Annotated in this window: 24 protein-coding genes; 15 read left to right on the forward strand and 9 right to left on the reverse strand. The window is 51.3% G+C overall.

The window, feature by feature from the left end:
- Positions 1-46: 46 nt before the first annotated feature.
- Both znuB and znuC read right to left on the reverse strand, forming a co-directional pair.
- Positions 47-832 carry a zinc ABC transporter permease subunit ZnuB gene (znuB, locus tag HV261_RS12615; RefSeq protein WP_202038411.1) on the reverse strand — a complete coding sequence of 262 codons (786 nt, stop codon included), beginning with the start codon at positions 830-832 and terminating at the stop codon, positions 47-49.
- Entirely contained in the window at positions 829-1,584 is a 756-nt protein-coding gene (gene znuC, locus HV261_RS12620) for a zinc ABC transporter ATP-binding protein ZnuC (RefSeq protein WP_040232396.1), read from the reverse strand. Before znuC ends, znuB begins: the two co-directional genes overlap by 4 nt.
- Before the next feature lie 78 nt (positions 1,585-1,662).
- Here znuC and znuA point away from each other — a divergent pair, with 78 nt between their 5' ends.
- The 3 genes from znuA (at position 1,663) to lpxM (ending at position 5,035) form a co-directional block, all read left to right on the forward strand.
- The gene (gene znuA / locus HV261_RS12625) at positions 1,663-2,607 is read left to right on the forward strand and encodes a zinc ABC transporter substrate-binding protein ZnuA (RefSeq protein ID WP_005120703.1); all 945 of its coding nucleotides are present in this window, start codon (positions 1,663-1,665) and stop codon (positions 2,605-2,607) included.
- 15 nt (positions 2,608-2,622) lie between these two features.
- Positions 2,623-3,942: a murein DD-endopeptidase MepM gene (mepM, locus tag HV261_RS12630; protein WP_071887356.1), complete on the forward strand. Its 1,320-nt coding sequence runs from the start codon at positions 2,623-2,625 to the stop codon at positions 3,940-3,942.
- Positions 3,943-4,063: 121 nt separating this feature from the next.
- Positions 4,064-5,035, forward strand: a complete 972-nt coding sequence (gene lpxM / locus HV261_RS12635; RefSeq protein WP_202038412.1) for a lauroyl-Kdo(2)-lipid IV(A) myristoyltransferase — start codon at positions 4,064-4,066, stop codon at positions 5,033-5,035.
- Positions 5,036-5,118: 83 nt separating this feature from the next.
- On the opposite strand, the gene pyk is transcribed toward lpxM, so the two are convergent.
- Positions 5,119-6,561, reverse strand: coding sequence for a pyruvate kinase (gene pyk / locus HV261_RS12640; RefSeq protein ID WP_137381575.1), 1,443 nt, complete (start codon positions 6,559-6,561; stop codon positions 5,119-5,121).
- Between the two features lie 119 nt (positions 6,562-6,680).
- Positions 6,681-7,550: a MurR/RpiR family transcriptional regulator gene (locus tag HV261_RS12645; protein WP_137381864.1), complete on the reverse strand. Its 870-nt coding sequence runs from the start codon at positions 7,548-7,550 to the stop codon at positions 6,681-6,683.
- Positions 7,551-8,086: 536 nt separating this feature from the next.
- Between HV261_RS12645 and zwf the strand changes: the two genes are divergently transcribed.
- The 3 genes from zwf to kdgA all read left to right on the forward strand — a co-directional run bounded on the left by zwf (position 8,087) and on the right by kdgA (position 12,284).
- Positions 8,087-9,562 (forward strand): glucose-6-phosphate dehydrogenase, encoded by a 1,476-nt coding sequence (zwf, locus tag HV261_RS12650; protein WP_137381576.1) that lies wholly within the window; start codon positions 8,087-8,089, stop codon positions 9,560-9,562.
- A 234-nt stretch (positions 9,563-9,796) separates the two neighbouring features.
- On the forward strand, positions 9,797-11,608 hold the full coding sequence (gene edd, locus HV261_RS12655; RefSeq protein ID WP_202038413.1) for a phosphogluconate dehydratase: 1,812 nt from the start codon (positions 9,797-9,799) through the stop codon (positions 11,606-11,608).
- A 34-nt stretch (positions 11,609-11,642) separates the two neighbouring features.
- On the forward strand, positions 11,643-12,284 hold the full coding sequence (gene kdgA / locus HV261_RS12660) for a bifunctional 4-hydroxy-2-oxoglutarate aldolase/2-dehydro-3-deoxy-phosphogluconate aldolase (RefSeq protein WP_005120716.1): 642 nt from the start codon (positions 11,643-11,645) through the stop codon (positions 12,282-12,284).
- Between the two features lie 102 nt (positions 12,285-12,386).
- On the opposite strand, the gene purT is transcribed toward kdgA, so the two are convergent.
- Positions 12,387-13,565: a formate-dependent phosphoribosylglycinamide formyltransferase gene (gene purT, locus HV261_RS12665; RefSeq protein ID WP_202038414.1), complete on the reverse strand. Its 1,179-nt coding sequence runs from the start codon at positions 13,563-13,565 to the stop codon at positions 12,387-12,389.
- Positions 13,566-13,697: 132 nt separating this feature from the next.
- On the opposite strand from purT, the gene yebG reads away from it, so the two are divergent.
- From yebG to ptrB, 4 genes are all read left to right on the forward strand, one after another.
- The gene (yebG, locus tag HV261_RS12670; RefSeq protein ID WP_137381578.1) at positions 13,698-13,988 is read left to right on the forward strand and encodes a DNA damage-inducible protein YebG; all 291 of its coding nucleotides are present in this window, start codon (positions 13,698-13,700) and stop codon (positions 13,986-13,988) included.
- A gap of 120 nt (positions 13,989-14,108) precedes the next feature.
- The gene (yebF, locus tag HV261_RS12675; protein WP_202038415.1) at positions 14,109-14,465 is read left to right on the forward strand and encodes a protein YebF; all 357 of its coding nucleotides are present in this window, start codon (positions 14,109-14,111) and stop codon (positions 14,463-14,465) included.
- A gap of 91 nt (positions 14,466-14,556) precedes the next feature.
- The gene (locus tag HV261_RS12680; protein ID WP_202038416.1) at positions 14,557-15,216 is read left to right on the forward strand and encodes a tellurite resistance TerB family protein; all 660 of its coding nucleotides are present in this window, start codon (positions 14,557-14,559) and stop codon (positions 15,214-15,216) included.
- 86 nt (positions 15,217-15,302) lie between these two features.
- A complete protein-coding gene (gene ptrB, locus HV261_RS12685; protein ID WP_202038417.1) occupies positions 15,303-17,378 on the forward strand; it encodes an oligopeptidase B in 2,076 nt (691 codons plus the stop codon).
- Here ptrB and exoX read toward each other — a convergent pair.
- The 3 genes from exoX to HV261_RS12700 form a co-directional block, all read right to left on the reverse strand.
- Positions 17,360-18,022 (reverse strand): exodeoxyribonuclease X, encoded by a 663-nt coding sequence (gene exoX / locus HV261_RS12690; protein WP_202038418.1) that lies wholly within the window; start codon positions 18,020-18,022, stop codon positions 17,360-17,362. The genes ptrB and exoX overlap by 19 nt on opposite strands.
- A gap of 23 nt (positions 18,023-18,045) precedes the next feature.
- A complete protein-coding gene (locus HV261_RS12695) occupies positions 18,046-18,702 on the reverse strand; it encodes a carbon-nitrogen hydrolase family protein (RefSeq protein WP_202038419.1) in 657 nt (218 codons plus the stop codon).
- A 106-nt stretch (positions 18,703-18,808) separates the two neighbouring features.
- The gene (locus HV261_RS12700) at positions 18,809-19,039 is read right to left on the reverse strand and encodes a DNA polymerase III subunit theta (RefSeq protein WP_005120732.1); all 231 of its coding nucleotides are present in this window, start codon (positions 19,037-19,039) and stop codon (positions 18,809-18,811) included.
- Positions 19,040-19,181: 142 nt separating this feature from the next.
- Here HV261_RS12700 and yobA point away from each other — a divergent pair, with 142 nt between their 5' ends.
- From yobA to pphA, 5 genes are all read left to right on the forward strand, one after another.
- The gene (gene yobA, locus HV261_RS12705) at positions 19,182-19,562 is read left to right on the forward strand and encodes a CopC domain-containing protein YobA (RefSeq protein ID WP_202038420.1); all 381 of its coding nucleotides are present in this window, start codon (positions 19,182-19,184) and stop codon (positions 19,560-19,562) included.
- A 3-nt stretch (positions 19,563-19,565) separates the two neighbouring features.
- The gene (copD, locus tag HV261_RS12710; protein WP_202038421.1) at positions 19,566-20,438 is read left to right on the forward strand and encodes a copper homeostasis membrane protein CopD; all 873 of its coding nucleotides are present in this window, start codon (positions 19,566-19,568) and stop codon (positions 20,436-20,438) included.
- Between the two features lie 16 nt (positions 20,439-20,454).
- On the forward strand, positions 20,455-20,793 hold the full coding sequence (locus HV261_RS12715; protein ID WP_040232386.1) for a YebY family protein: 339 nt from the start codon (positions 20,455-20,457) through the stop codon (positions 20,791-20,793).
- 589 nt (positions 20,794-21,382) lie between these two features.
- The gene (locus HV261_RS12720) at positions 21,383-22,165 is read left to right on the forward strand and encodes an HNH endonuclease (RefSeq protein WP_202038422.1); all 783 of its coding nucleotides are present in this window, start codon (positions 21,383-21,385) and stop codon (positions 22,163-22,165) included.
- Between the two features lie 245 nt (positions 22,166-22,410).
- Complete coding sequence (pphA, locus tag HV261_RS12725) at positions 22,411-23,052, forward strand: protein-serine/threonine phosphatase (protein WP_202038423.1); 642 nt, start codon at positions 22,411-22,413, stop codon at positions 23,050-23,052.
- On the opposite strand, the gene HV261_RS12730 is transcribed toward pphA, so the two are convergent.
- Positions 23,053-23,244, reverse strand: coding sequence for a YdfD/YebW family protein (locus HV261_RS12730; RefSeq protein ID WP_005120744.1), 192 nt, complete (start codon positions 23,242-23,244; stop codon positions 23,053-23,055).
- Between the last annotated feature and the right edge of the window lie 68 nt (positions 23,245-23,312).

A 23,312-nucleotide genomic window follows, 5' to 3' on the forward strand; every position in this document is an offset into this window, starting at 1 on the left:
CGATTTTGCAGGCCCGGTAAGCGTAGCGCCACCGGGCAACGCATGCTCAGCTCGCTTGCTTCTTCATCATACTGAAGATAAACAGCAGCGCAGCGCAAAGCACCACGGATGGCCCTGCCGGTGTGTCATAGAACGCTGAGAAGGTCAGTCCGCCTGTAACCGCTATCATTCCCACACCAACGGCAACCCCTGCCATCTGTTCCGGCGTACGGGCAAAGCGACGGGCGGTCGCCGCAGGGATAATAAGCAGTGAGGTGATAATCAGTGCCCCGACGAATTTCATCGCCACACCAATAGTGAGTGCTGTGACCAGCATCAGCAGCAGCTTCACGCGTTGCAGCTTCACGCCATCAACAAAGGCCAGATCCGGGCTGATAGTCATCGACAGCAGGTTACGCCACTGCCAGAACAGAATAGCCAGTACAACCACGACACCAATGGCAATAGCCACCAGATCTTCAGGCGTTACGGCGAGCAAATCACCAAACAGGTAAGCCATCAGATCCACACGAATATTCGACATCAGGCTGACAACCACCAGGCCTAATGACAGCGCGCTGTGTGCCATAATACCGAGCAGGGTATCAATCGCGAGATGCGGGCGTTTCTCCAGCCATACCAGGCCTGCGGCCAGCATCAGGGTGACGACGATAACAGCATAGAAGGGATTTACATCCAGCAGCAGACCAAACGCAACGCCCAGCAGTGATGCGTGCGCCAGCGTATCGCCAAAATAAGACATCCGACGCCAGACCACAAACGAGCCAAGCGGGCCAGCAGCGCAGGCCAGCATGATCCCGGCTAACCAGCCGGGTAATAATAATTCAATCATGAGTGACCATTTCCCCGGCGTAAAACAATGCGACCCTGTAAATCGTGGCGATGATTATGGTTGTGACGGTAAATTCCGAGTTGTTCAGCGCCGCGTTGCCCGAACATAGAGATGAATTCAGGGTGCATTGAAACCACCTCCGGCGTGCCGGAGCAGCAAATGTGGTGGTTCAGACACAGGACTTCGTCGGTTTTTGCCATGACCAGATGCAGGTCATGGGAGACCATCAGCACGGCGCAATCCAGTTCACGTCGCAACTGATCGATAAGATCGTACAGTGCAACCTGACCATTCACATCCACTCCCTGAGTCGGTTCATCGAGCACCAGGAGCTGTGGTTTATTTAGCAATGCTCGGGCCAGCAAGACACGCTGCGTTTCCCCGCCGGACAGTTTTTGCATCGGAGCATCCATCAGATGCCCGGCCTGAACACGTTTCAGCGCAGGGAGAATGTCGGCTTTCTTTGTGCCAGGACGTAAGCGCAAAAAGCGGCTCACCGTCAGCGGGAGTGTTGTATCGAGGTACAGTTTTTGCGGTACATAGCCAATCCGCAAATGCCCGTTGCGCTTGATCACCCCTTCATCAGCCGCTACCAGTCCCAATACAACGCGCACCAGCGTAGACTTTCCGGCCCCATTCGGGCCAAGAAGCGTTAAAATTTTGCCGGGTCGAAGTTCAAGCGATACGTCAGAAAGGACGCGGCGTTGACCATAAGAGACCGAGACATTTTCCAGTGAAACCAAAGTCGTCATATCAATTTTAGTCTTGCAGAAGTTATAGAATGTTATAATATCACATTTCTCACATTCGTTACGATGATTGGTCGCATTATGTTACATAAAAATACGCTTCTTTTCGCAGCATTATCCGCTGCTCTTTGGGGTAGTGCAACTCAGGCTGCAAATGCCGCTGTAGTGGCGTCACTTAAGCCGCTGGGCTTTATTGCCTCAGCGATTGCAGATGGGGTTACAGACACCCAGGTTCTGCTGCCTGACGGGGCTTCCGAACACGATTATTCGCTGCGCCCTTCCGATGTAAAACGCTTACAGAACGCGGACTTAGTCGTTTGGATCGGTCCGGAAATGGAGGCGTTTATGGAAAAGTCAGTCAAGAATATTCCTAACGCAAAACAGGTAACGATTGCGCAGCTCAATGACGTGAAACCGTTACTCATGAAAGGCGCTGACGATGATGATGACGATCATGGGCATAACGACGCTCACGGCGAAAAAAGTGACGAGCATCACCATCATGGTGATTACAACATGCATCTTTGGCTTTCCCCAGAGATAGCGCGGGCCTCAGCGGTTGCAATCCATGATAAATTAGTGGAACTTATGCCGCAAAGTCGAGCCAAACTTGACGCCAACCTGAAGGATTTTGAGGCACAATTAGCCGCAACCGATAAGCAGGTAGGTAACGAGCTCGCACCGCTCAAGGGTAAAGGGTATTTCGTTTTTCATGACGCCTATGGCTACTACGAAAAACACTACGGGCTAACACCGCTTGGTCACTTTACCGTGAACCCTGAGATTCAACCTGGTGCGCAGCGTTTACATGAAATAAGAACACAGTTGGTTGAGCAAAAAGCAACCTGCGTTTTTGCTGAGCCACAGTTCAGGCCAGCGGTCGTTGAAGCCGTAGCGAGAGGGACATCCGTTCGAATGGGAACGTTGGATCCCCTCGGAACGAATATCAAACTGGGTAAAACAAGCTATTCAGCGTTTCTGAACCAATTAGCCAACCAGTATGCGAGCTGCCTGAAAGGAGATTAATGAGGAAGTGAATACGTGCAACAGATAGCCCGCTCTGTCGCTCTGGCATTTAATAATTTGCCGCGACCCCATCGTGTAATGTTGGGGTCGCTTACTGTTCTGACATTGGCCGTCGCAGTCTGGCGGCCTTATGTATACCATCCCGACTCTGCACCTATCGTTAAAACCATTGAGCTGGAAAAAAGCGAGATCCGTTCACTGTTGCCAGAAGCCAGCGAACCTATCGATCAAGCCGCTCAGGAAGATGAAGCTATCCCTCAGGACGAACTCGATGACAAGACCTCTGGCGAAGCCGGGGTTCACGAGTATGTTGTCTCTACCGGCGATACGCTGAGCAGTATCCTGAACCAGTACGGCATTGATATGGGCGATATCAGCCAGCTTGCCGCATCTGATAAAGATCTACGTAATCTGAAAATTGGCCAGCAACTTTCCTGGACGCTGTCTTCGGAAGGTGATTTGCAGCGCCTGACCTGGGAAGTTTCCCGCCGTGAAACCCGTACTTATGATCGTACGGCAACGGGTTTCAAAATGAGCAGCGAAATGCAGCAGGGCGACTGGGTTAACAGCCGAATCAACGGTACGGTGGGCGGTAGTTTCGTCGCCAGTGCAAGAGATGCTGGCCTGACCAGCTCTGAAATCAGCGCGGTGATTAAAGCGATGCAATGGCAGATGGACTTTCGCAAGCTGAAGAAAGGCGATGAGTTCTCCGTTTTGATGTCTCGCGAGATGCTGGACGGTAAACGCGAACAAAGCCAACTGCTGGGCGTTCGTTTGCGCTCTGAAGGCAAAGATTATTACGCGATCCGTGCTGAAGACGGTAAATTCTATGACCGTAACGGGACCGGGCTAGCTAAAGGGTTTATGCGTTTCCCTACGGCGAAGCAGTTCCGTATTTCGTCAAACTTCAATCCACGTCGCCTGAATCCGGTAACCGGACGCGTTGCACCGCACAAAGGTGTCGACTTTGCGATGCCGCAAGGTACGCCGGTGCTGTCAGTCGGTGATGGTGAAGTGGTGGTCGCGAAACGGAGTGGCGCGGCCGGATACTATGTTGCTGTTCGTCACGGTCGCACTTACACCACCCGTTACATGCACCTGCGTAAGCTGCTGGTTAAACCGGGACAAAAAGTGAAACGTGGCGATCGTATTGCGCTGTCAGGTAACACCGGGCGTTCTACTGGCCCGCACCTGCACTACGAAGTATGGGTCAACCAGCAGGCTGTGAACCCGTTGACGGCAAAATTGCCGCGTACGGAAGGGCTGAGCGGTTCGGATCGTACCGAGTACCTGGCACAGGTGAAAGAGGTTCTGCCTCAGCTACGCTTCGATTAATAAATACACTGACAGAGCCGGTACGCTATGCGTGCCGGCTTTTTTTATTTTGTACGGGACACGGTGCGCCGCTACACTATCAGCAGATTTACTTTTTCGCGGCCCCCGATACTGGAAGAGCATGGAAACGAAAAAAAAGAGTATTGAGTATATCCCTGAGTTTCAAAAATCATTCCGTCACCCGCGCTACTGGGGCGCCTGGCTTGGCGTGGCAGCGATTGCAGGGATTGCATTAACACCCGCGTCATTTCGCGATCCCGTTCTGGCGAAACTGGGACGGCTTGCCGGACGGCTGGGGAAAAGTTCGCGTCGCAGAGCGCTTATCAATTTATCCCTCTGTTTTCCTGAGCGCAGCGAAGCCGAGCGCGAGGCCATCGTTGATGAGATGTTTGCGACTGCGCCTCAGGCGATGGTTATGATGGCAGAATTGGCCATGCGCGGTCCGGAGAAAATTCAGCACCGCGTTGACTGGCAGGGCCTGGAAATTATCGATGAGATGCGACGTAATGAGGAAAAGGTGATTTTTCTCGTCCCTCACGGCTGGGGTGTTGATATTCCGGCAATGCTGATGGCATCCCAAGGCCAGAAAATGGCAGCGATGTTCCATAACCAGGGCAATCCGGTATTTGACTATGTCTGGAACACGGTACGTCGACGTTTCGGCGGTCGTTTACATGCACGTAACGACGGTATTAAACCTTTTATTCAGTCGGTACGGCAGGGATACTGGGGATATTACTTACCGGATCAGGACCACGGCCCGGAGCACAGCGAATTTGTCGATTTCTTCGCGACCTATAAGGCAACGTTACCGGCAATTGGCCGCCTGATGAAGGTTTGTCATGCGCGCGTAGTACCGCTGTTCCCGGTGTACGATGGCAAAACGCATCGTCTGACGATTCAGGTACGCCCACCCATGGATGACATTCTGACGGCCGATGACCATACCATTGCCAGACGGATGAATGAAGAAGTGGAGATTTTTGTCACCCCGCATCTCGAACAATACACCTGGATTCTGAAACTGCTAAAGACCCGCAAACCCGGTGAAATTGAACCGTATAAACGCAAAGATCTTTATCCTAAGAAATAGAAAAAGCCTCTCGTTCGAGAGGCTTTTTTGTATCAGCTGACCCGTCCTGAATAGCGAGTAATATCAGGCAGTAAGCAGAGTCGTTATTCTACAGTCAGAATACGTGTGGTGTTGGTGGAACCGATGGTGCTCATGACATCACCCTGGGTCACAATCACCAGATCGCCTGACACCAGGTAACCTTTGTCGCGCAGCAGATTGACCGCTTCGTTGGCAGCCACGACACCGTCAGTTTCACTGTCAAAGTGAACCGGCGTAACGCCACGATACAGAGAGGTCAGGTTCAGCGTACGCTCATGACGAGACATCGCGAAAATCGGCAGGCCAGAACTGATGCGGGATGTCATCAGCGCAGTACGACCGGACTCGGTCATGGCGATGATAGCGGTAACGCCTTTCAGATGGTTCGCGGCATACATCGCTGACATGGCGATAGCTTCTTCGACATTATCAAACTGTACGTCCAGGCGGTGTTTAGAAACGTTGATGCTCGGGATTTTCTCTGCACCCAGACAGACGCGAGCCATCGCTGCGACGGTTTCCGCCGGGTACTGGCCTGCGGCAGTTTCGGCAGACAGCATGACGGCATCAGTCCCATCCAGCACGGCGTTTGCCACGTCCATGACTTCCGCACGGGTCGGCATTGGGTTAGTGATCATCGACTCCATCATCTGCGTTGCGGTAATTACCGCACGGTTCAGCTGACGTGCGCGACGGATCAACGCTTTCTGAATACCGACCAGCTCCGGGTCACCGATTTCCACGCCCAGGTCACCACGCGCAACCATTACCACGTCAGAGGCAAGGATGATGTCATCCATCGCATTCTGGTCGCAGACGGCTTCAGCACGCTCTACCTTGGCAACAATTTTCGCATCGCAGCCAGCGTCGCGCGCCAGGCGGCGGGCATAATTCAGATCTTCGCCGCAGCGAGGGAAGGAGACCGCCAGATAGTCAACGCTGATTTGCGCTGCAGTAATGATGTCTGCTTTGTCTTTTTCCGTCAGCGCTTCAGCAGAAAGGCCGCCGCCAAGTTTGTTGATGCCTTTGTTGTTGGAGAGCGGGCCACCGACAGTGACTTCGGTGAAGACTTTCATACCCTGAACTTCCAGCACTTTGAGCTGTACGCGACCATCATCCAGCAGCAGGATATCGCCCGGCACGACGTCAGCAGGCAGGCCTTTGTAATCGATGCCGACTTTTTCTTTGTCGCCTTCACCTTTACCGAGGTTGGCGTCTAACAGGAATTTGTCGCCAACATTGAGAAATACTTTGCCTTCTTTAAAGGTCGATACGCGGATTTTAGGTCCCTGCAGGTCACCCAAAATAGCTACATGACGTCCCAGTTTGGCGGCAATCTCACGGACTTTATCCGCCCGCATTTTGTGATCTTCTGGAGAGCCGTGCGAAAAGTTCATACGTACAACATTCGCCCCAGCGGCGATAATTTTTTCAAGGTTGTTATCGCGGTCAGTTGCCGGGCCTAACGTGGTAACGATTTTGGTTCTGCGAAGCCTTCTGGACATGTAATACTCCGTTGACTGAAACAACTAGGTGTTGCGTGAACATTGATCCGGCCGTTCTCGAACATAAACGGTAAAATGAACGACCCGGATGATAAAAGGGTAGAACATTGTTATTGCTTTTAGCGGTCATCACTCTTGATGAGTAATTCTTTATCAAAACGCGATTCCTTGAGCGCTTCCTTGACACGCTTCAAGTTATCTCTAAATTTTGCCCCACGGCGCAAAGTAAATCCCGTAGCCAGCACATCTATCACGGTAAGTTGAGCAAGTCGAGAGACCATGGGCATATAAATGTCAGTATCTTCCGGTACATCGAGGGTAATTGCCAGCGTTGCTTCACGTGCCAGCGGAGTACCAGGAGATGTCAGGGCAATCACCATGGCATCGTTTTCTCTTGCCAGTTGTGCCAGTTCCACCAGACTTTTGGTTCTTCCGGTGTGTGAAATGAGCACAATGACATCATCATCACTACAATTCATACAGCTCATGCGTTGCAGAACGATGTCGTCGGAATAGATAACCGGAACGTTAAAACGGAAAAATTTATTCATGGCGTCATGCGCCACCGCGGCGGAGGAACCGAGCCCAAAAAAGGCAATTTTCTTCGCCTGAGTGAGTAAATCAACCGCACGATTTACTGCCACGTTATCCAGAGACTGACGAACATGGTCAAGGCTCGCCATTGCAGACTCGAAGATTTTCCCCGTGTAGGATTCAACGCTGTCATCCTCATCCACATTGCGATTAACATATGGGGTACCATTTGCCAGGCTTTGCGCCAGATGCAGTTTAAAATCAGGAAAGCCACGCGTATCCATGCTGCGGCAGAAACGGTTAACGGTCGGTTCGCTGACATTGGCTTCCAGCGCCAGCGCAGCAATGCTCGAATGGATCGCCTGATCTGGTGAGGTAAGAATAACGTCAGCAACCTTACGTTCTGACTTGCTCAAATGTTCCAGTTTTAACTGGATTTTTTCCAGCATATTCATGATGTAGGTAGACTCATGGGTCATGGGCAAAAGCGATTTCAGCAATATGGGGAAATCGGCGCATAATTTTGTTATACACGTCATACGTCGAGCCGCAGGGGGGCTACGTTAAATCACCTGAATCGCTTACTTGAGTAAGCCCATCGGGATGAAATGAGAGACATCCTTCGGTTGGAAAGATTCGTTCCTGGCGAATTTGTCACTCGCTTGCCGCTTTCCTGCAACGCGAATTATTTTGTGTGTAGATACTACCCCTGAGAGTGAAGGAACGGGGCAAAATGGAGAGAATAGTTGTTGTTTTTTTTCATTACATGATCGAAGTCCGGTTTTCATACTTCTTCATGGGTACGAAAAAAAGCGACTTTTTTATCCATTTTGAGCCCGACTGGCGTCTGTTTAGCCGCTGTTTTCGGTAACAGCACGGCTGGATAAGCGTTTACGGTTCACGGAATCACGTAAAAGCAGTACAGTGCATTGTAATAAAATTACAACCAGTGTCTGGCAAAAGCACCAGGCACTCAATTGAGGAGAATGACATGGCGGTAACGCAAACAGCCCAGGCATGTGACCTGGTCATTTTCGGCGCGAAGGGCGACCTGGCGCGACGGAAATTGCTGCCTTCCCTGTATCAACTGGAAAAGGCCGGTCAGATTAACCCGGATACCCGCATCATTGGGGTAGGGCGTGCTGATTGGGACAAAGCTGCCTATACCAAGGTTGTACGCGAAGCGCTCGAAACTTTCATGAAAGAAAAAATTGATGAGAGTTTATGGGAAACCCTCAGCGGCCGTCTGGATTTTTGTAACCTGGACGTCAATGACACCGCCGCATTTAGCCGTCTGGGCGAGATGCTGGATCAAAAATCACGTACCACGATTAACTATTTCGCTATGCCGCCAAGCACCTTTGGCGCGATCTGCAAAGGTTTGGGTGAAGCAAAACTTAACGCGAAGCCTGCGCGTGTCGTGATGGAAAAACCGCTGGGTACTTCGCTCGCGACATCCCGTGAAATCAACGACCAGGTGGGGGAGTATTTCGAAGAATGCCAGGTTTACCGTATCGACCACTATCTTGGTAAAGAGACGGTTCTGAACCTGCTGGCGTTGCGTTTCGCTAACTCCCTGTTTGTAAATAACTGGGATAATCGCACTATCGACCACGTAGAAATTACGGTGGCGGAAGAAGTGGGTATTGAAGGGCGCTGGGGCTATTTTGACCAGGCAGGTCAAATGCGCGATATGATCCAGAACCACCTGCTGCAGATCCTATGCATGATCGCAATGTCCCCTCCGGCTGATCTGAGCGCCGACAGCATTCGCGATGAGAAAGTAAAGGTACTGAAATCGCTGCGTCGCATCGATCGCTCGAACGTGCGTGAAAAAACGGTGCGCGGTCAGTACACCACCGGTTTTGCCCAGGGTAAAAAGGTACCGGGTTACCTGGAAGAAGAGGGCGCGAATAAGAGCAGCAACACGGAAACGTTTGTGGCGATTCGCGTCGATATCGATAACTGGCGCTGGACGGGTGTACCGTTCTACCTGCGTACCGGTAAACGTTTACCAACCAAGTGCTCTGAAGTGGTGGTTTACTTCAAAACACCTGAGCTGAATCTGTTTAAAGAATCCTGGCAGGATCTGCCGCAGAACAAGTTGACTATTCGTTTGCAGCCTGATGAAGGGGTTGATATCCAGGTACTGAACAAAGTGCCAGGTCTGGACCACAAACATAATCTGCAAATCACTAAGCTGGATCTGAGCTACTCAGAAACCTTCAACCAAACGCACCTGGCCGACGCCTATGAGCGCCTGCTGTTGGAAACCATGCGCGGTATTCAGGCGCTGTTTGTGCGTCGCGATGAGGTCGAGGAAGCCTGGAAATGGGTGGATTCAATTACCGAAGCCTGGGCGATGGATAACGAGTCGCCGAAGCCTTATCAGGCAGGAACCTGGGGACCGGTTGCGTCTGTGGCCATGATCACCCGTGACGGTCGTTCCTGGAACGAATTCGAGTAAAAGATCATCTAGCCATTAGGTGTTATTTTACCGGTAACATGATCTAACACAGATTGTAGAATAATTTTTGCACTTTTAAACCTCGCGTGGATTCACCCGCGAGGTTTTTTTTATTACACTGCCTGAAACGATTTTGCCCCTGAGCTACGGCTAACAAGCGATTCAGCAATATTTAGTGATGCTGAGTAACACTGTTTACCCAACCGCTCTGACAGATAAATTTTAGGAGCCTCTATGAATCCGAATTTGTTACGCGTAACACAACGTATCGTCGAACGTTCCCGGGACACGCGTTCCGCCTACCTCGCTCGAATCGAACAGGCTAAAACGACTACCGTCCATCGTTCACAACTGGCGTGCGGTAATCTGGCGCATGGTTTTGCCGCCTGTCAGCCGGAGGACAAAGCCTCGCTAAAAAGCATGTTGCGTAACAATATCGCGATCATTACCTCCTATAACGACATGCTTTCCGCACACCAGCCGTATGAACACTATCCGGCCATTATTCGCAAAGCACTGCATGAAGCCAATGCGGTGGGCCAGGTTGCTGGTGGCGTACCAGCGATGTGCGACGGAGTGACCCAGGGTCAGGACGGCATGGAGCTTTCTCTGCTCAGTCGTGAAGTCATTGCGATGTCGGCGGCCGTGGGGCTCTCACACAATATGTTCGATGGTGCGCTGTTCCTAGGCGTATGTGACAAGATTGTCCCAGGCCTGGTCATGGCGGCGCTTTCCTTCGGCCATCTGCCTTCAATCTTCATCCCTTCTGGCCCGATGGCGAGCGGTCTGGCGAACAAAGAGAAAGTGCGTATTCGTCAACTGTATGCCGAAGGCAAAGTAGATCGTATGGCACTGCTCGAATCCGAGGCTGCGTCTTATCATGCACCGGGTACCTGTACGTTCTACGGCACCGCTAACACCAACCAGATGGTCGTGGAGTTTATGGGCATGCAGTTGCCAGGCTCCTCTTTTGTGCACCCGGATGCACCACTGCGCGAAGCATTGACCGCCGCGGCGGCCCGTCAGGTAACACGTCTGACCGGTAACGGTAACGAGTGGATGCCGATCGGTAAAATGATCGATGAAAAAGTGGTAGTGAACGGTATTGTGGCACTGCTGGCGACCGGCGGTTCAACCAACCATACGATGCACCTGGTCGCCATGGCGCGTGCAGCCGGTATTCTGATTAACTGGGATGACTTCTCCGACCTGTCAGATGTGGTCCCGCTGATGGCCCGACTCTACCCGAATGGCCCGGCAGACATTAACCATTTCCAGGCTGCTGGTGGTGTGCCTGTATTAATGCGTGAACTGCTGAACGCGGGTCTGTTACATGAAGATGTGAATACCGTGGCCGGATTCGGTTTATCGCGTTATACCCTGGAGCCGTGGCTGAATAACGGTGAACTGGACTGGCGCGAAGGCGCGGAAAAATCGCTGGACAGCAATGTGATTGCCGCCTTTGACCAGCCATTCTCCCATCATGGCGGCACTAAAGTACTGAGTGGCAATCTGGGGCGTGCGGTGATGAAAACCTCAGCTGTTCCAGTTGAAAATCAGGTGATTGAAGCGCCTGCCGTGGTCTTCGAAAGTCAACATGATGTGTTACCGGCGTTTGATGCGGGTCTGCTTGACCGGGATTGTGTGGTTGTTGTGCGTCATCAGGGACCAAAAGCGAACGGAATGCCAGAATTACATAAACTCATGCCACCACTTGGTGTATTATTGGACCGTTGTTTCAAAATTGCGTTAGTTACTGATGGACGACTTTCAGGTGCTTCAGGTAAAGTGCCTTCAGCAATCCATGTAACCCCAGAAGCCTACGATGGCGGGCTGCTGGCGAAAGTGCGCGATGGCGACATCATTCGTGTGAATGGACAGACAGGTGAATTGACGCTGCTGGTTGATGAAGAGGAACTTGCCTCTCGTCAGCCTCACATTCCTGACCTTAGCGCTTCGCGCGTGGGTACCGGGCGTGAAATGTTCAGCGCGTTGCGTGAAAAGCTGTCCGGTGCGGAGCAGGGCGCAACCTGTATCACTTTTTAAGACTTAATTTGTAATCAGGCGAGAGAAAACTCTGATGAAAAACTGGAAGACAAGTGCAGAAGCAATCCTGACCACTGGCCCGGTTGTACCGGTTATTGTGGTTAACAAACTGGAACACGCTGTGCCGATGGCAAAAGCGTTAGTTGCAGGGGGCGTGCGCGTTCTGGAAGTGACGTTACGTACCGCATGTGCGATGGATGCTATTCGTGCAATCGCGAAAGAAGTACCGGATGCTATCGTCGGTGCGGGTACTGTGCTGAATCCACAGCAACTGGCTGAAGTTACTGCGGCTGGTGCTCAGTTTGCGATTAGCCCGGGTCTGACCGAGCCGCTGTTGAAAGCAGCAACCGAAGGGACGATTCCGCTGATCCCTGGCATCAGCACCGTTTCTGAACTGATGCTGGGTATGGACTACGGTTTGAAAGAGTTCAAATTCTTCCCGGCTGAAGCGAACGGCGGTACGAAAGCACTGCAGGCAATCGCGGGTCCGTTCTCTCAGGTTCGTTTCTGCCCGACTGGCGGTATCTCCCCGGCGAACTACCGTGATTACCTGGCCCTGAAAAGCGTGCTGTGTATTGGCGGTTCCTGGCTGGTTCCGGCGGATGCGCTGGAAGCGGGTGATTACGATCGTATCACCAAACTGGCTCGCGAAGCGGTTGAAGGCGCGAAGCAGTAAGCTATCAATGTGTAAACCGAAGGCCCGATAATAGGCGTTAGCGCCGATATCGGGCTTTGCCGGATGGGGGGTTACTGCCTCATCCGGTCTACGGGTCCGGTTTTAACCTGCCACTTTTACCTGTGCAGCCGCGTTTTTCGCACGATCAACCGCTTCTTCAACACTTTCTGCCGTTGCCAGCACGACACCTAAACGACGCGTACCGTCGATCTCGGGTTTACCAAACAGACGTATCTGCAAACCCGCGCCAACGGCAGCATCCACATTATCAAAGGTAACGTTTTGACTGCTTAGCTGCGGCAGGATCACCGCTGACGCTGACGGACCATACTGGCGGATTGCGCCAACGGGAAGACCAAGGAATGCACGCACGTGCAGGGCAAACTCAGACAGATCCTGAGAAATCAGCGTCACCATACCCGTGTCGTGCGGGCGAGGGGAGACTTCGCTGAAAATGACGTCGTCACCGCAGACAAACAGCTCCACACCAAATAATCCGTGGCCGCCCAATGCCAGTACCACTTTCCGGGCAATCTCCTGCGCCCGGGCTAACGCCAGTTCGCTCATCTGCTGTGGCTGCCAGGATTCGCGATAGTCGCCGTCTTCCTGGCGATGACCTACCGGTGCGCAAAAATGTACGCCGTCAATGGCGCTGACGGTAAGCAGTGTGATTTCAAAATCGAAATTCACCACGCCTTCGACGATAACACGCCCGGCGCCCGCTCGCCCGCCCTGTTGGGCATAGTTCCAGGCTTCGGTTAGCTGTTCGGCGGAGCGGATAAAGCTCTGGCCTTTACCGGAAGAACTCATTACCGGTTTTACGATGCAGGGATAACCGATTTCGTCTACGGCCTCGCGAAAACGCATTTCACTGTCGGCGAAGCGAAAAGATGATGTCGGTAAAGATAACTCGTCGGCGGCGAGGCGACGGATGCCTTCCCGGTTCATGGTCAGTTGAGTCGCGCGTGCGCAAGGCACTACGTTCAGGCCTTCCTGCTCCAGTTTTACCAGCATATCTGTGGCGATGGCTTCAATTTCTGGCACGATAAAATGCGGTTTTTCATGCTCGACAACCTGGCGCAATGCATCGCCATCCAACATGTTGATGACGTAGGAGCGATGAGCAACGTGCATCGCTGGTGCGTCGGGGTAACGATCCACGGCAATGACTTCCACGCCCAGGCGTTGGCATTCAATCGCCACCTCTTTACCCAGTTCACCTGAACCTAATAACATCACACGCGTTGCTGCAGGACGCAGTGCTGTGCCTAATAACGTCATAAATTAATCCCCTGTTTTAACTGGGGGCAGTATATACGAAAACGTTTGCGTCTGTCTTTATTACCAGGTTGATTTCAGGGATGAAAAAGAATATGCTGTATATAAATACAGGTAATTTAAGAGGCTGCAAAAATGGCGGTTGAAGTTAAATACGTAGTCATTCGGGAAGGTGAGGAAAAAATGTCGTTTACCAGCAAAAAGGAAGCCGATGCGTATGACAAAATGCTCGATACAGCCGATCTGCTCGACACATGGCTGGAACAATCACCGGTAGCGCTGGAAGATGAGCAGCGTGAAGCGCTTTCTCTGTGGCTGGCTGAACAAAAAGAGGTGCTGAGCGCCATCCTGAAAAACGGCAAGCTGCCTTCTCCACAGGTGGTCGACAACAACGCATCTGCTGAGGATGATACCCAGGCGGCCTGAAGCGACTTGCGCTCCTGATATTTTGTACCATGCTTTTCCCTGAATCATTGTGCAATCTCTGACAGCCTTCACACCGCGGGTCTGCGGCCTGAAGGACGAAAGGGAGATAAGGAGAAAAGAATGTATAAAAAAAGAGCGTTGTTGAGCCTGCTGTTGTTATCTGCCAGCGTATCAGTATTTGCGGCGAATACGGAAAGTAAGTCAGTTCAGTTTCCAAACTGTGAAGGTCTGGACGCTGATGGCATTGCAGCCAGCGTCAAACGTGATTACCTGCAGAATCGCATTGTGCGCTGGGCCGACGATCAAAAGAAACTCGGTCAGCTTGACCCGGTAGCATGGGCCAATCCACAGGATATTGTCGGTAAAGACGGGCAGTGGACAGTCCCCCTGACCGTGCGCGGCAAAAGCAGCGACATTCACTATCAGGTAAAGCTTGATTGCAAAGCCGGCACAGCAGAGTATCAGGTGCGCCAGTAGCTGAATTTGCACATCTTTTGATGACCTGAACACTTCCTGACATCCCCTCGGGTACGCTTTGATAATTATTCGTCTGTACTTGAGGGGCAAAATGGCTAACTGGCTGAATCAACTACAATCTCTTCTTGGGCAAAAAGCATCATCTGCGTCATCTTCCGGTGAACAAGGGCTCAGCAAACTGCTGGTGCCTGGCGCGCTAGGCGGTCTGGCAGGATTACTGGTTGCCAACAAATCCTCACGTAAATTACTCAGTAAATACGGCACCAGCGCGCTTTTGGTTGGCGGTGGGGCGGTTGCCGGGACGGTGTTATGGAACAAGTACAAAGATAAGGTCCGTGCGGCGCATCAGGATGAACCACAATTTGGTGCGCAGAGCTCGCCGCTGGATCAGCGAACCGAGCGTCTGATCATGGCGCTGGTCTTTGCGGCGAAAAGCGATGGGCATATTGATGCTAAAGAGCGTGCTGCCATTGAACACCAACTCCGTGAAGCGGGAGTCGAAGAGCAGGGGCGTGTTCTGATTGAGCGTGCGATTGAACAACCACTCGACCCGCAGCGTCTGGCTCAGGGGGTCCGTAATGAAGAAGAAGCACTGGAAATCTACTTCCTGAGCTGTGCGGCAATTGATATCGACCACTTTATGGAGCGCAGTTATCTGAATGCGTTGGGTGATGCGTTGAAGATCCCGCAGGATGTTCGCGAAGGGATTGAGCAGGATCTTAAGCAACAAAAACAGGCACTGCCAGACTAAATAGTTACTGCTAAGGCGCATGTTTCGCTTGCATCATTGCTGACTTTTGCCACCCTTATAGAATGTTTAAGCAAAAGAACAATGACATGCTATCTAAAGCTCCTCGTATTCCTCACGCCATGACGCAGCATGGCGATACGCGTGTTGATAATTATTACTGGTTGCGAGATGACACCCGCTCGCAGCCAGAAGTACTGAATTACCTGCAACAAGAAAATGCGTATGGCCGCCAGGTGATGGCTTCGCAGCAAGCTTTGCAGGATCGTGTTCTGAAAGAGATTATCGACCGTATTCCCCCTCAGGATGTGTCCGCACCGTATGTGAAAAATGGGTACCGCTATCGCCATCTCTATGAACCGGGGTGTGAATATGCCATTTATCAGCGCCAGTCTGCTCTCAGTGAAGAGTGGGATGAATGGGATACCTTGCTGGATGGAAACCAGCGCGCAGCCCATAGCGAATTCTATACGTTAGGTGGTCTGGCAATATCACCGGACAATACCATTATGGCACTGGCGGAGGATTACCTTTCCCGTCGGCAATATGGTGTGCGCTTTCGCAACTTACAAACGGGCAACTGGTACCCGGAGGTACTTGAAAACGTCGAGCCGGAATTAGTCTGGGCCAACGACTCGCAGACTTTCTATTATGTCCGCAAGCATGAAACCACATTGCTGCCGTATCAGGTCTGGCGGCATACTGTCGGTTCACCATCCACTGATGATGAGCTGGTGTATGAAGAGGCTGATGATATGTTTTATGTCAGTCTGCATAAAACCACCTCACAGCACTATGTTGTTATTCATATTGCGAGTGCAACCACCAGTGAGGTTTTGCTCATTGATGCAGAACTGGCTGATGCCGAGCCACTGGTCTTTTTGGCGCGTCGAAAAGACCATGAATACAGTCTCGATCACTATCAACACGCCTTTTATCTGCGCTCAAACCGTCAGGGTAAAAACTTCAGCCTGTACCGTACCCGTGTACGAGATGAACACGCCTGGGAGACGCTAATCCCAGCGCGTGACAGTGTCATGCTGGAGGGTTTTACGCTGTTCACCGACTGGCTGGTGGTGGAAGAACGACAGCAGGGGTTAACCAGCCTGCGACAAATCAATCGCAAAACGCGTGAAGTAATCGGGATTGCCTTTGACGATCCCGCCTATGTGACGTGGCTGGCTTATAATCCTGAGCCGGAGACATCGCGCCTGCGCTATGGCTATTCCTCCATGACTACGCCGGACACGCTGTTCGAACTGGATATGGATACTGGCGAGCGCCGCGTACTTAAGCAGACTACTGTCCCCGGCTTCGACGCCGCAAATTACCGCAGTGAACATGTGTGGATAACCGCACGCGATGGGACAGAGGTACCTGTCTCGCTGGTCTACCACAAGCAGCATTTCCGTAAAGGGAAAAATCCATTATTGGTGTATGGCTATGGTTCATATGGCGCAAGCATGGACGCTGATTTCAGCAGCAGCCGCTTAAGCTTATTGGATCGCGGCTTTGTGTACGCGATCGCCCACGTGCGTGGTGGTGGTGAGTTGGGGCAGCAATGGTATGAAGAGGGTAAATTTCTGCGTAAGAAAAATACCTTCAATGACTATCTCGACGTCTGCGATGCACTGCTCAAACTCGGTTATGGCTCACCTTCATTGTGTTATGGGATGGGAGGAAGCGCCGGAGGGATGCTGATGGGTGTTGCCATCAACGAGCGTCCGACACTTTTTCACGGCGTTATTGCCCAGGTGCCGTTTGTCGATGTGGTGACCACCATGCTGGATGAGTCAATTCCGCTGACAACCGGTGAGTTTGAAGAGTGGGGCAATCCGCAGGACAAAGAGTATTACACCTACATGAAAAGCTACAGCCCATACGATAACGTCACCGCACAGGATTATCCGCATCTGTTGGTAACCACAGGGTTACACGATTCCCAGGTGCAATACTGGGAACCGGCGAAGTGGGTGGCGAAACTGCGTGAAATGAAAACAGACGATCATCTGCTGCTATTGTGTACGGATATGGACTCCGGACACGGTGGTAAATCCGGGCGCTATAAATCCTATGAAGGTGTGGCCCTCGAGTTCGCTTTTTTAATTGGTCTTGCGCAGGGAACACTGCCCGGTCAGGCGGCAACTCAGGCGTTATCCAGATAGTGTTTCAGCGTCAGGCGCAATTCCGGGCTCATATTGTCAAGGTTATTAAACAGCCAGCGCAAATAGCCCGGATCGCGTTCAGCGACTTCAGATACCGGTTTCCCGCGGTATTTACCGAAGGTAAAGGTAGTTAGCAGCGCAGGACGGCCGGTGACATCGGCCATTTGCTCCGGGGTCCAGCCGGACGTCTGCATGATGTCTATCAGCAGTGCCGCCGTGATGTAGCAATCATAAAGCGCGCGGTGGTGGTGCAGACCAGACGGCGTCTGGACGTTCAGCTTGCGGGACTTATAGAGCGCCATATTGCTGTATTTGATCCCCGGCCACAGGCGGCGGGAAAGCTTCATGGTGCAAATCCATTCCCCCGGCATTTCGGGCAGCACACGCCGATCAAAACTGGCGTTATGCGCCACGTACCACTCGCTGCCGTAATAGTGCGGGATGACATCTTCAATCCACGGTTTATCCGCTACCATCGCTTCAGTGATGTGATGGATAGCCATGGCTTGTGGGCTGATGGGACGGTCAGGACGCACCAGATGGCTCATGGGATTGACGATCGTTCCGTCAACGACATCGACCGATGCAATCTCAACAATGCCTCCCTGCAGACCACAGGTTTCTGTATCTATTATGCGCAACATGCCGGGCTCCGAGCCAAAAACGACTAGCGTAATGGAATGATATCACCTTGCCAACCCCGTGGCGTGCGTTGCCCGGTTAACAGTAATGAACCGCTGTCGGCGCGGACAATTAACCGACCACGTTCATCCCACAATGCGCTGCTGCCACGGGCATTGGCCATCAGTACCGCAATGGCGAATTTATGCGAAAAACTTTGCAGACGCGAAGCGGAAGAGAGCAGTTCTGGTTCTTTGACGGACTGACAGGTTGTGAACAGCGAAAATGTCGGGTCGATATCAATACCTTCCGGCTGGCTGTCGACCACGCTGATGGCATTTCGTTGCCTGGCGATACAGGCGCCATGGCTTTGATGAAACATTAACGGCGAGGTCATCCAGGGAGAGAAAAGCGCTATTCCCTTCACAAAGCGATCGTTATGCTCTACCGACAACCCGGCAATGATGGTCATACGATACGTGACTGCGGCGTGGGCGAGGGGTTGCAGTAACTCTTGATCGGGCGGGGCGGGGAGGGCGTCGTCTTCGTCCACACATCCCAACAGGGACAATGATGGAAAAACCAACAATTCGCATTGGCATTTAGCCGCTGCCTGAATGAACTGTAAATGATGGGCGACGTGTTCGCTTAATGATCTCTGAAGTGGTTCGTACTGCGCTGCAGCAATTTTCCAGTGTGACATAATGATTTCCTTTTCATAGTGTCTACAACCATCCTTAAATAGTAGGTTAAGAATGTACTTATACTGTAGCAGGCATCATGTAAGGAACTGTAACTTAATATAAGGTTTATTTAACTTTAGGCTCGTAAGGTAAACGTGAGAGGGAAACGGAAGCTAAACGGTGTGCGATCAGGCGTTCACGGAACCAGTCGCGTAAATGTGCAGGCTGTTCACGCTCGACAACTTCAGCAACGACAGGCATGTTGTAGCGCTCTTTAAATGCGACGCCTGCCGCAGCCAGATCGACGTTAACCTTATCCATTTCTGCTTGCTCAAGTTTGGCCAGATTAATATTCATACGTTTTTCCTCATCTCTCCATTGGCGCGCAAAAGTTACTAAGAGTGCGCATTAATGGCAAGCCTGAAATGATGATTCTCGACTCGATCATTGTAGAAGGTTATTCTCTACAGACTAGACATAACAAAAAGGAATAGTTGATATGGCTTCATCTGCATCTGCATCTTCACTTCGCTTTGCTCTCATCGCTCTTGCCGGCATACTGGCGACACCCGCGGCCCTGGCGCATGCGCATCTGACACAACAAAATCCCGCGGCTAATGCGCAAGTCACAGCATCACCCCAGGCATTGACGCTCAATTTTTCTGAAGGTGTCGAACCTGCATTCAGCGGGGCAACGCTGACAGGCCCGCAAAACGAACAGATCAAAACGGGTAAGGCAACGCGTAATGAGCAGGATAAAACGCAGCTGATTATTCCGCTCGCTCAGTCACTGGAAACAGGAAAATACACGGTCGATTGGCACGTTGTGTCAGTGGATGGGCACAAGACGAAAGGGCAATATAGCTTTAGCGTGAAATAACCGATGCTGGCGTTTACCTGGGTTGCACTGCGTTTTATCCATTTTACCACGCTGATGCTGGTGTTTGGCTGTGCGCTCTATGGCGCATGGCTGGCACCTGTTTCGCTCCGTCGTTTGATGATGCGTCGCTTCTTGCATCTACAACGCCACGCCGCGGCGTGGAGCTTTATCAGCGCGACGCTGATGCTGGCGGTTCAGGGGGGGTTAATGGGCGCGGGTTGGCAGGATGTCCTCTCCATCACTGTTTGGGGAGCCGTCCTGCAAACACAATTCGGGGGCGTCTGGCTGTGGCAGATTATCCTTGCGCTGGTCACACTGGCGGTGTCCATTATCGTACCGCGTAGTATGCCGCGACGACTGCTAATGCTGACGATTGCGCAGTTTATTCTGCTGGCGGGCGTTGGGCATGCGACACTGCACGATGGCGTAACCGGCACACTTCATCAGATTAACCATGCGCTGCATCTGATATGCGCTGCAGCGTGGTTTGGCGGCTTGCTGCCGGTGCTCTACTGTATGAAAATGGCGCAAGGACGCTGGCGCGATCAAGCCATCAGTACCATGATGCGTTTCTCCCGCTATGGGCATCTTTTTGTGATTGGCGTGTTGCTTACCGGCATCATGAATGCGCTGTTTATTGTCGGTTTCGCTGTTCCCTGGCATGCGGCTTATGGGAGACTGCTGTTGTTAAAATGTGCCCTGGTCATGCTAATGGTGGCGATTGCGCTGGTGAATCGGTATGTTCTTGTTCCACGTATGCAGCAGGATAACCGCTGCATGACCCTCTATTTTATTTGGATGACGAAGCTGGAATGGGGTATAGGCGCTGTTGTGCTGGCAATTGTCAGCCTGTTTGCGACCCTCGAACCGTTCTGATGGACTGGCAAAACGTATGAAAAAAATCATTATCTCTTTATTGCTACTGGCAAGTTCGGGAGCGGCACTGGCTGCGCCGCAGGTTATTACCGTCAGTCGTTTTGAGGTTGGCAAAGATAAATGGGCGTTTAATCGTGAAGAGGTGATGCTGACCTGCCGTCCGGGCAACGCGCTGTATGTCATCAACCCCAGTACGCTGGTGCAATACCCGCTGAATGATGTAGCCAGACAGCAGGTTGAGAGCGGTAAAACCACGGCAAAACCGATCGACATTATCCAGATTGACGATCCGGCTAAACCTGGCGAAAAAATGAGCCTTGCTCCGTTTATCGAGCGTGCAGAAAAACTCTGTTAATTGTCAGATGTAGTGCTCTGATTTCCAATAAAAAACCGCAAGGATCTCACAGGAGAACTTGCGGTTTTTACATTGTAGCGTGTGACAATCCCCCTTTTTTTCAGACCACTTTAGTCGCGGACTGGAAAACCTGGCGCTGTCATCTATTCTTAAATGGCAGGGTAACTTAGCCTGCATTAATGCCAACTTTTAGCGCACGGCTCTCTCCCAAGAGCCATTTCCCTGGACCGAATACAGGAATCGTATTCGGTCTCTTTTTATATCTTTGTTTTCTTATGGTGTTTTTCGATGCGGCCACGAAACACCACGAAAATTGCTCGAAATTTCCATATCCTGTCCAAACCATAACATATTCTGCACCGTGTGCGTCCAGCTATTTTTGGTTATTGTTAAATTTTTATACCCCAGCAATCTCCGAGCAAAATCCTCTGCGTGTTCTCTTTTCTGACGCGAAGACGTGAGACCATGCTTTCCTACTGACGGTCACCTGCAGCATGAAATAACAGTCCACTGTACCGTATTTATACGTTAAGTTTTCTCGCGGGATTGTCGATATTACTCTTTATTGGCTCTTCAAAAGGAATAAAAGATGAAATATTTCTATGCTTATCATGGACCCAAAAATACAAAAGATTTTGACTACAGTAATGGGTATGGGGTTGGGCAGGAATGGAAAACCCGTCAAGTGACTCCTGGTGACCGCCTTTTTGTGATTCAAAAACTCTCTGGAAAGCGAGACTTCCAGTTGTGTGGCGTGTTCGAAATTATTGATACTTTTGTGGACCCAAACAACGTTTATCCATATCGAGTTCAACTGAAAGACCTATCCACTCTTGATACTTTCCTTCCGATGGATGAATTGCTCGTTGGTGAACAACTCCCTCCCAGCAAGCGAAAAGAGGAGTGGACTAATTTTAAACGACATTTTTGTCATCAGGGAGCTTCATTTGAAGCACCTTTGTGCGAAGAAATTGTGTCGGTTCTCAGTTTATTGATTGCAATACCTGATTATCAAATAGGAACGCCTGCTCGCAGGGAAGACGGTCTACGCATGGTTAAAATTCGCCGGGAGCAGGCAAAATTTCGTAAAGCGGTGATGTCGAATTGGGGCAATAAATGCGCAATTACCGGCAGTACTTTGGCAGTTGAAGCTTGCCACATAATTAGCCACGCCAATAAAGGCTTACCGAGTGTAGAAAATGGCATCGCGCTTGCTGCTGATTTTCATAAGTTATTTGATAGTGACCATCTGAGCTTTCGGGATAATAGAGTTATTCTTTCAGAATCTGCCCGTCTCGAACCACGATATAAAGATTTTCATGGTACTGAATTGAGGAAGCCACTGAAACCCGTTGATCTATCAGTGAAATAACGGATGAACCAGGCAGAATAATAGTAACACTATTAAAAAGTGAAGAAGCCCTATCGCAAAGGCGACTTGTGGGCAGCATCAACAGCATAGTTATTCTGGGCGGCATGACATCGACGGCAGAGAGTTTGTCGTGATGTCAAATCGCACCCTGCGCAAATCATCGCGTGTCGTATGCGGTTTTCTCCTCGTCTCATGCCGCTATTGCTAAAGTTATAGGCAGGGAATATCCGAGTGCAGAAGGTCATATGGGGCAGCCTGATAACGTCTACCAGAGGGTAGAAGGAACAAACTGGCGTCACATCTGGGTCGTGGGGGATCTTCACGGCTGTTTTTCTATGCTGATGGATAAACTGCGCCAGTGTCGGTTTGATCCGTGGCGCGATTTGCTGGTTTCTGTCGGTGATGTTACCGATCGTGGGCCTGATAGTCTGCGCTGTCTACAGTTGCTGCGCCGGAACTGGATCGTGGCGGTCAGGGGGAATCACGAGCAGATGGCGCTGGATGCGCTGATGACGGGGGATCTGCAGTTGTGGTTTATGAATGGGGGTTCGTGGTTTGCACAGGCCGCACAACCCGCGGCAAGATTTGCTCTTGAAGCCTGTCAGCAATTACCGTGGATTCTGGAACTGCATTGTCAGAACGGCGTACACGTGATTGCCCACGCCGATTACCCGGATGATGATTATCTGTGGCGAAAAGAGGTCGATTTGCAACGGGTGTTGTGGGATCGTGCGCGATTAATGAACAAAGGCAGTGGAATTCATGGCGCAGATCACTTTTGGTTTGGCCATACGCCCCTGCGCCATCGGCTTGATCGCGATAATCTGCACTATATTGATACCGGCGCGGTATTTGGCGGTGAGCTAACGTTGGTGCAGTTACAATAATTAGAAATCGCTATATTCCTGAGCAGGACGCCAGAAGCTGTCGATATAGTCTTCGGCAGGCAAGCATCCGCCGTTGCGAATGCGCTGATCGTCCATCGAAATTAGGCACTGCTGTTCCGTATTGTAGACATCAACCACGATATCTTCACAACCGCCATCCAGGTAGCAAACAAAAAGAATCAGCGTGAACATTCCATCCTCAAATTGTGTTGCCGTATCAATAGTGTAGAAGAAATTGCAGTTAATGGGGCGGGGAGAAA

Origin of the sequence: Citrobacter sp. RHBSTW-00671 (assembly GCF_014103415.1) — a bacterium.
Lineage (GTDB): Bacteria > Pseudomonadota > Gammaproteobacteria > Enterobacterales > Enterobacteriaceae > Citrobacter.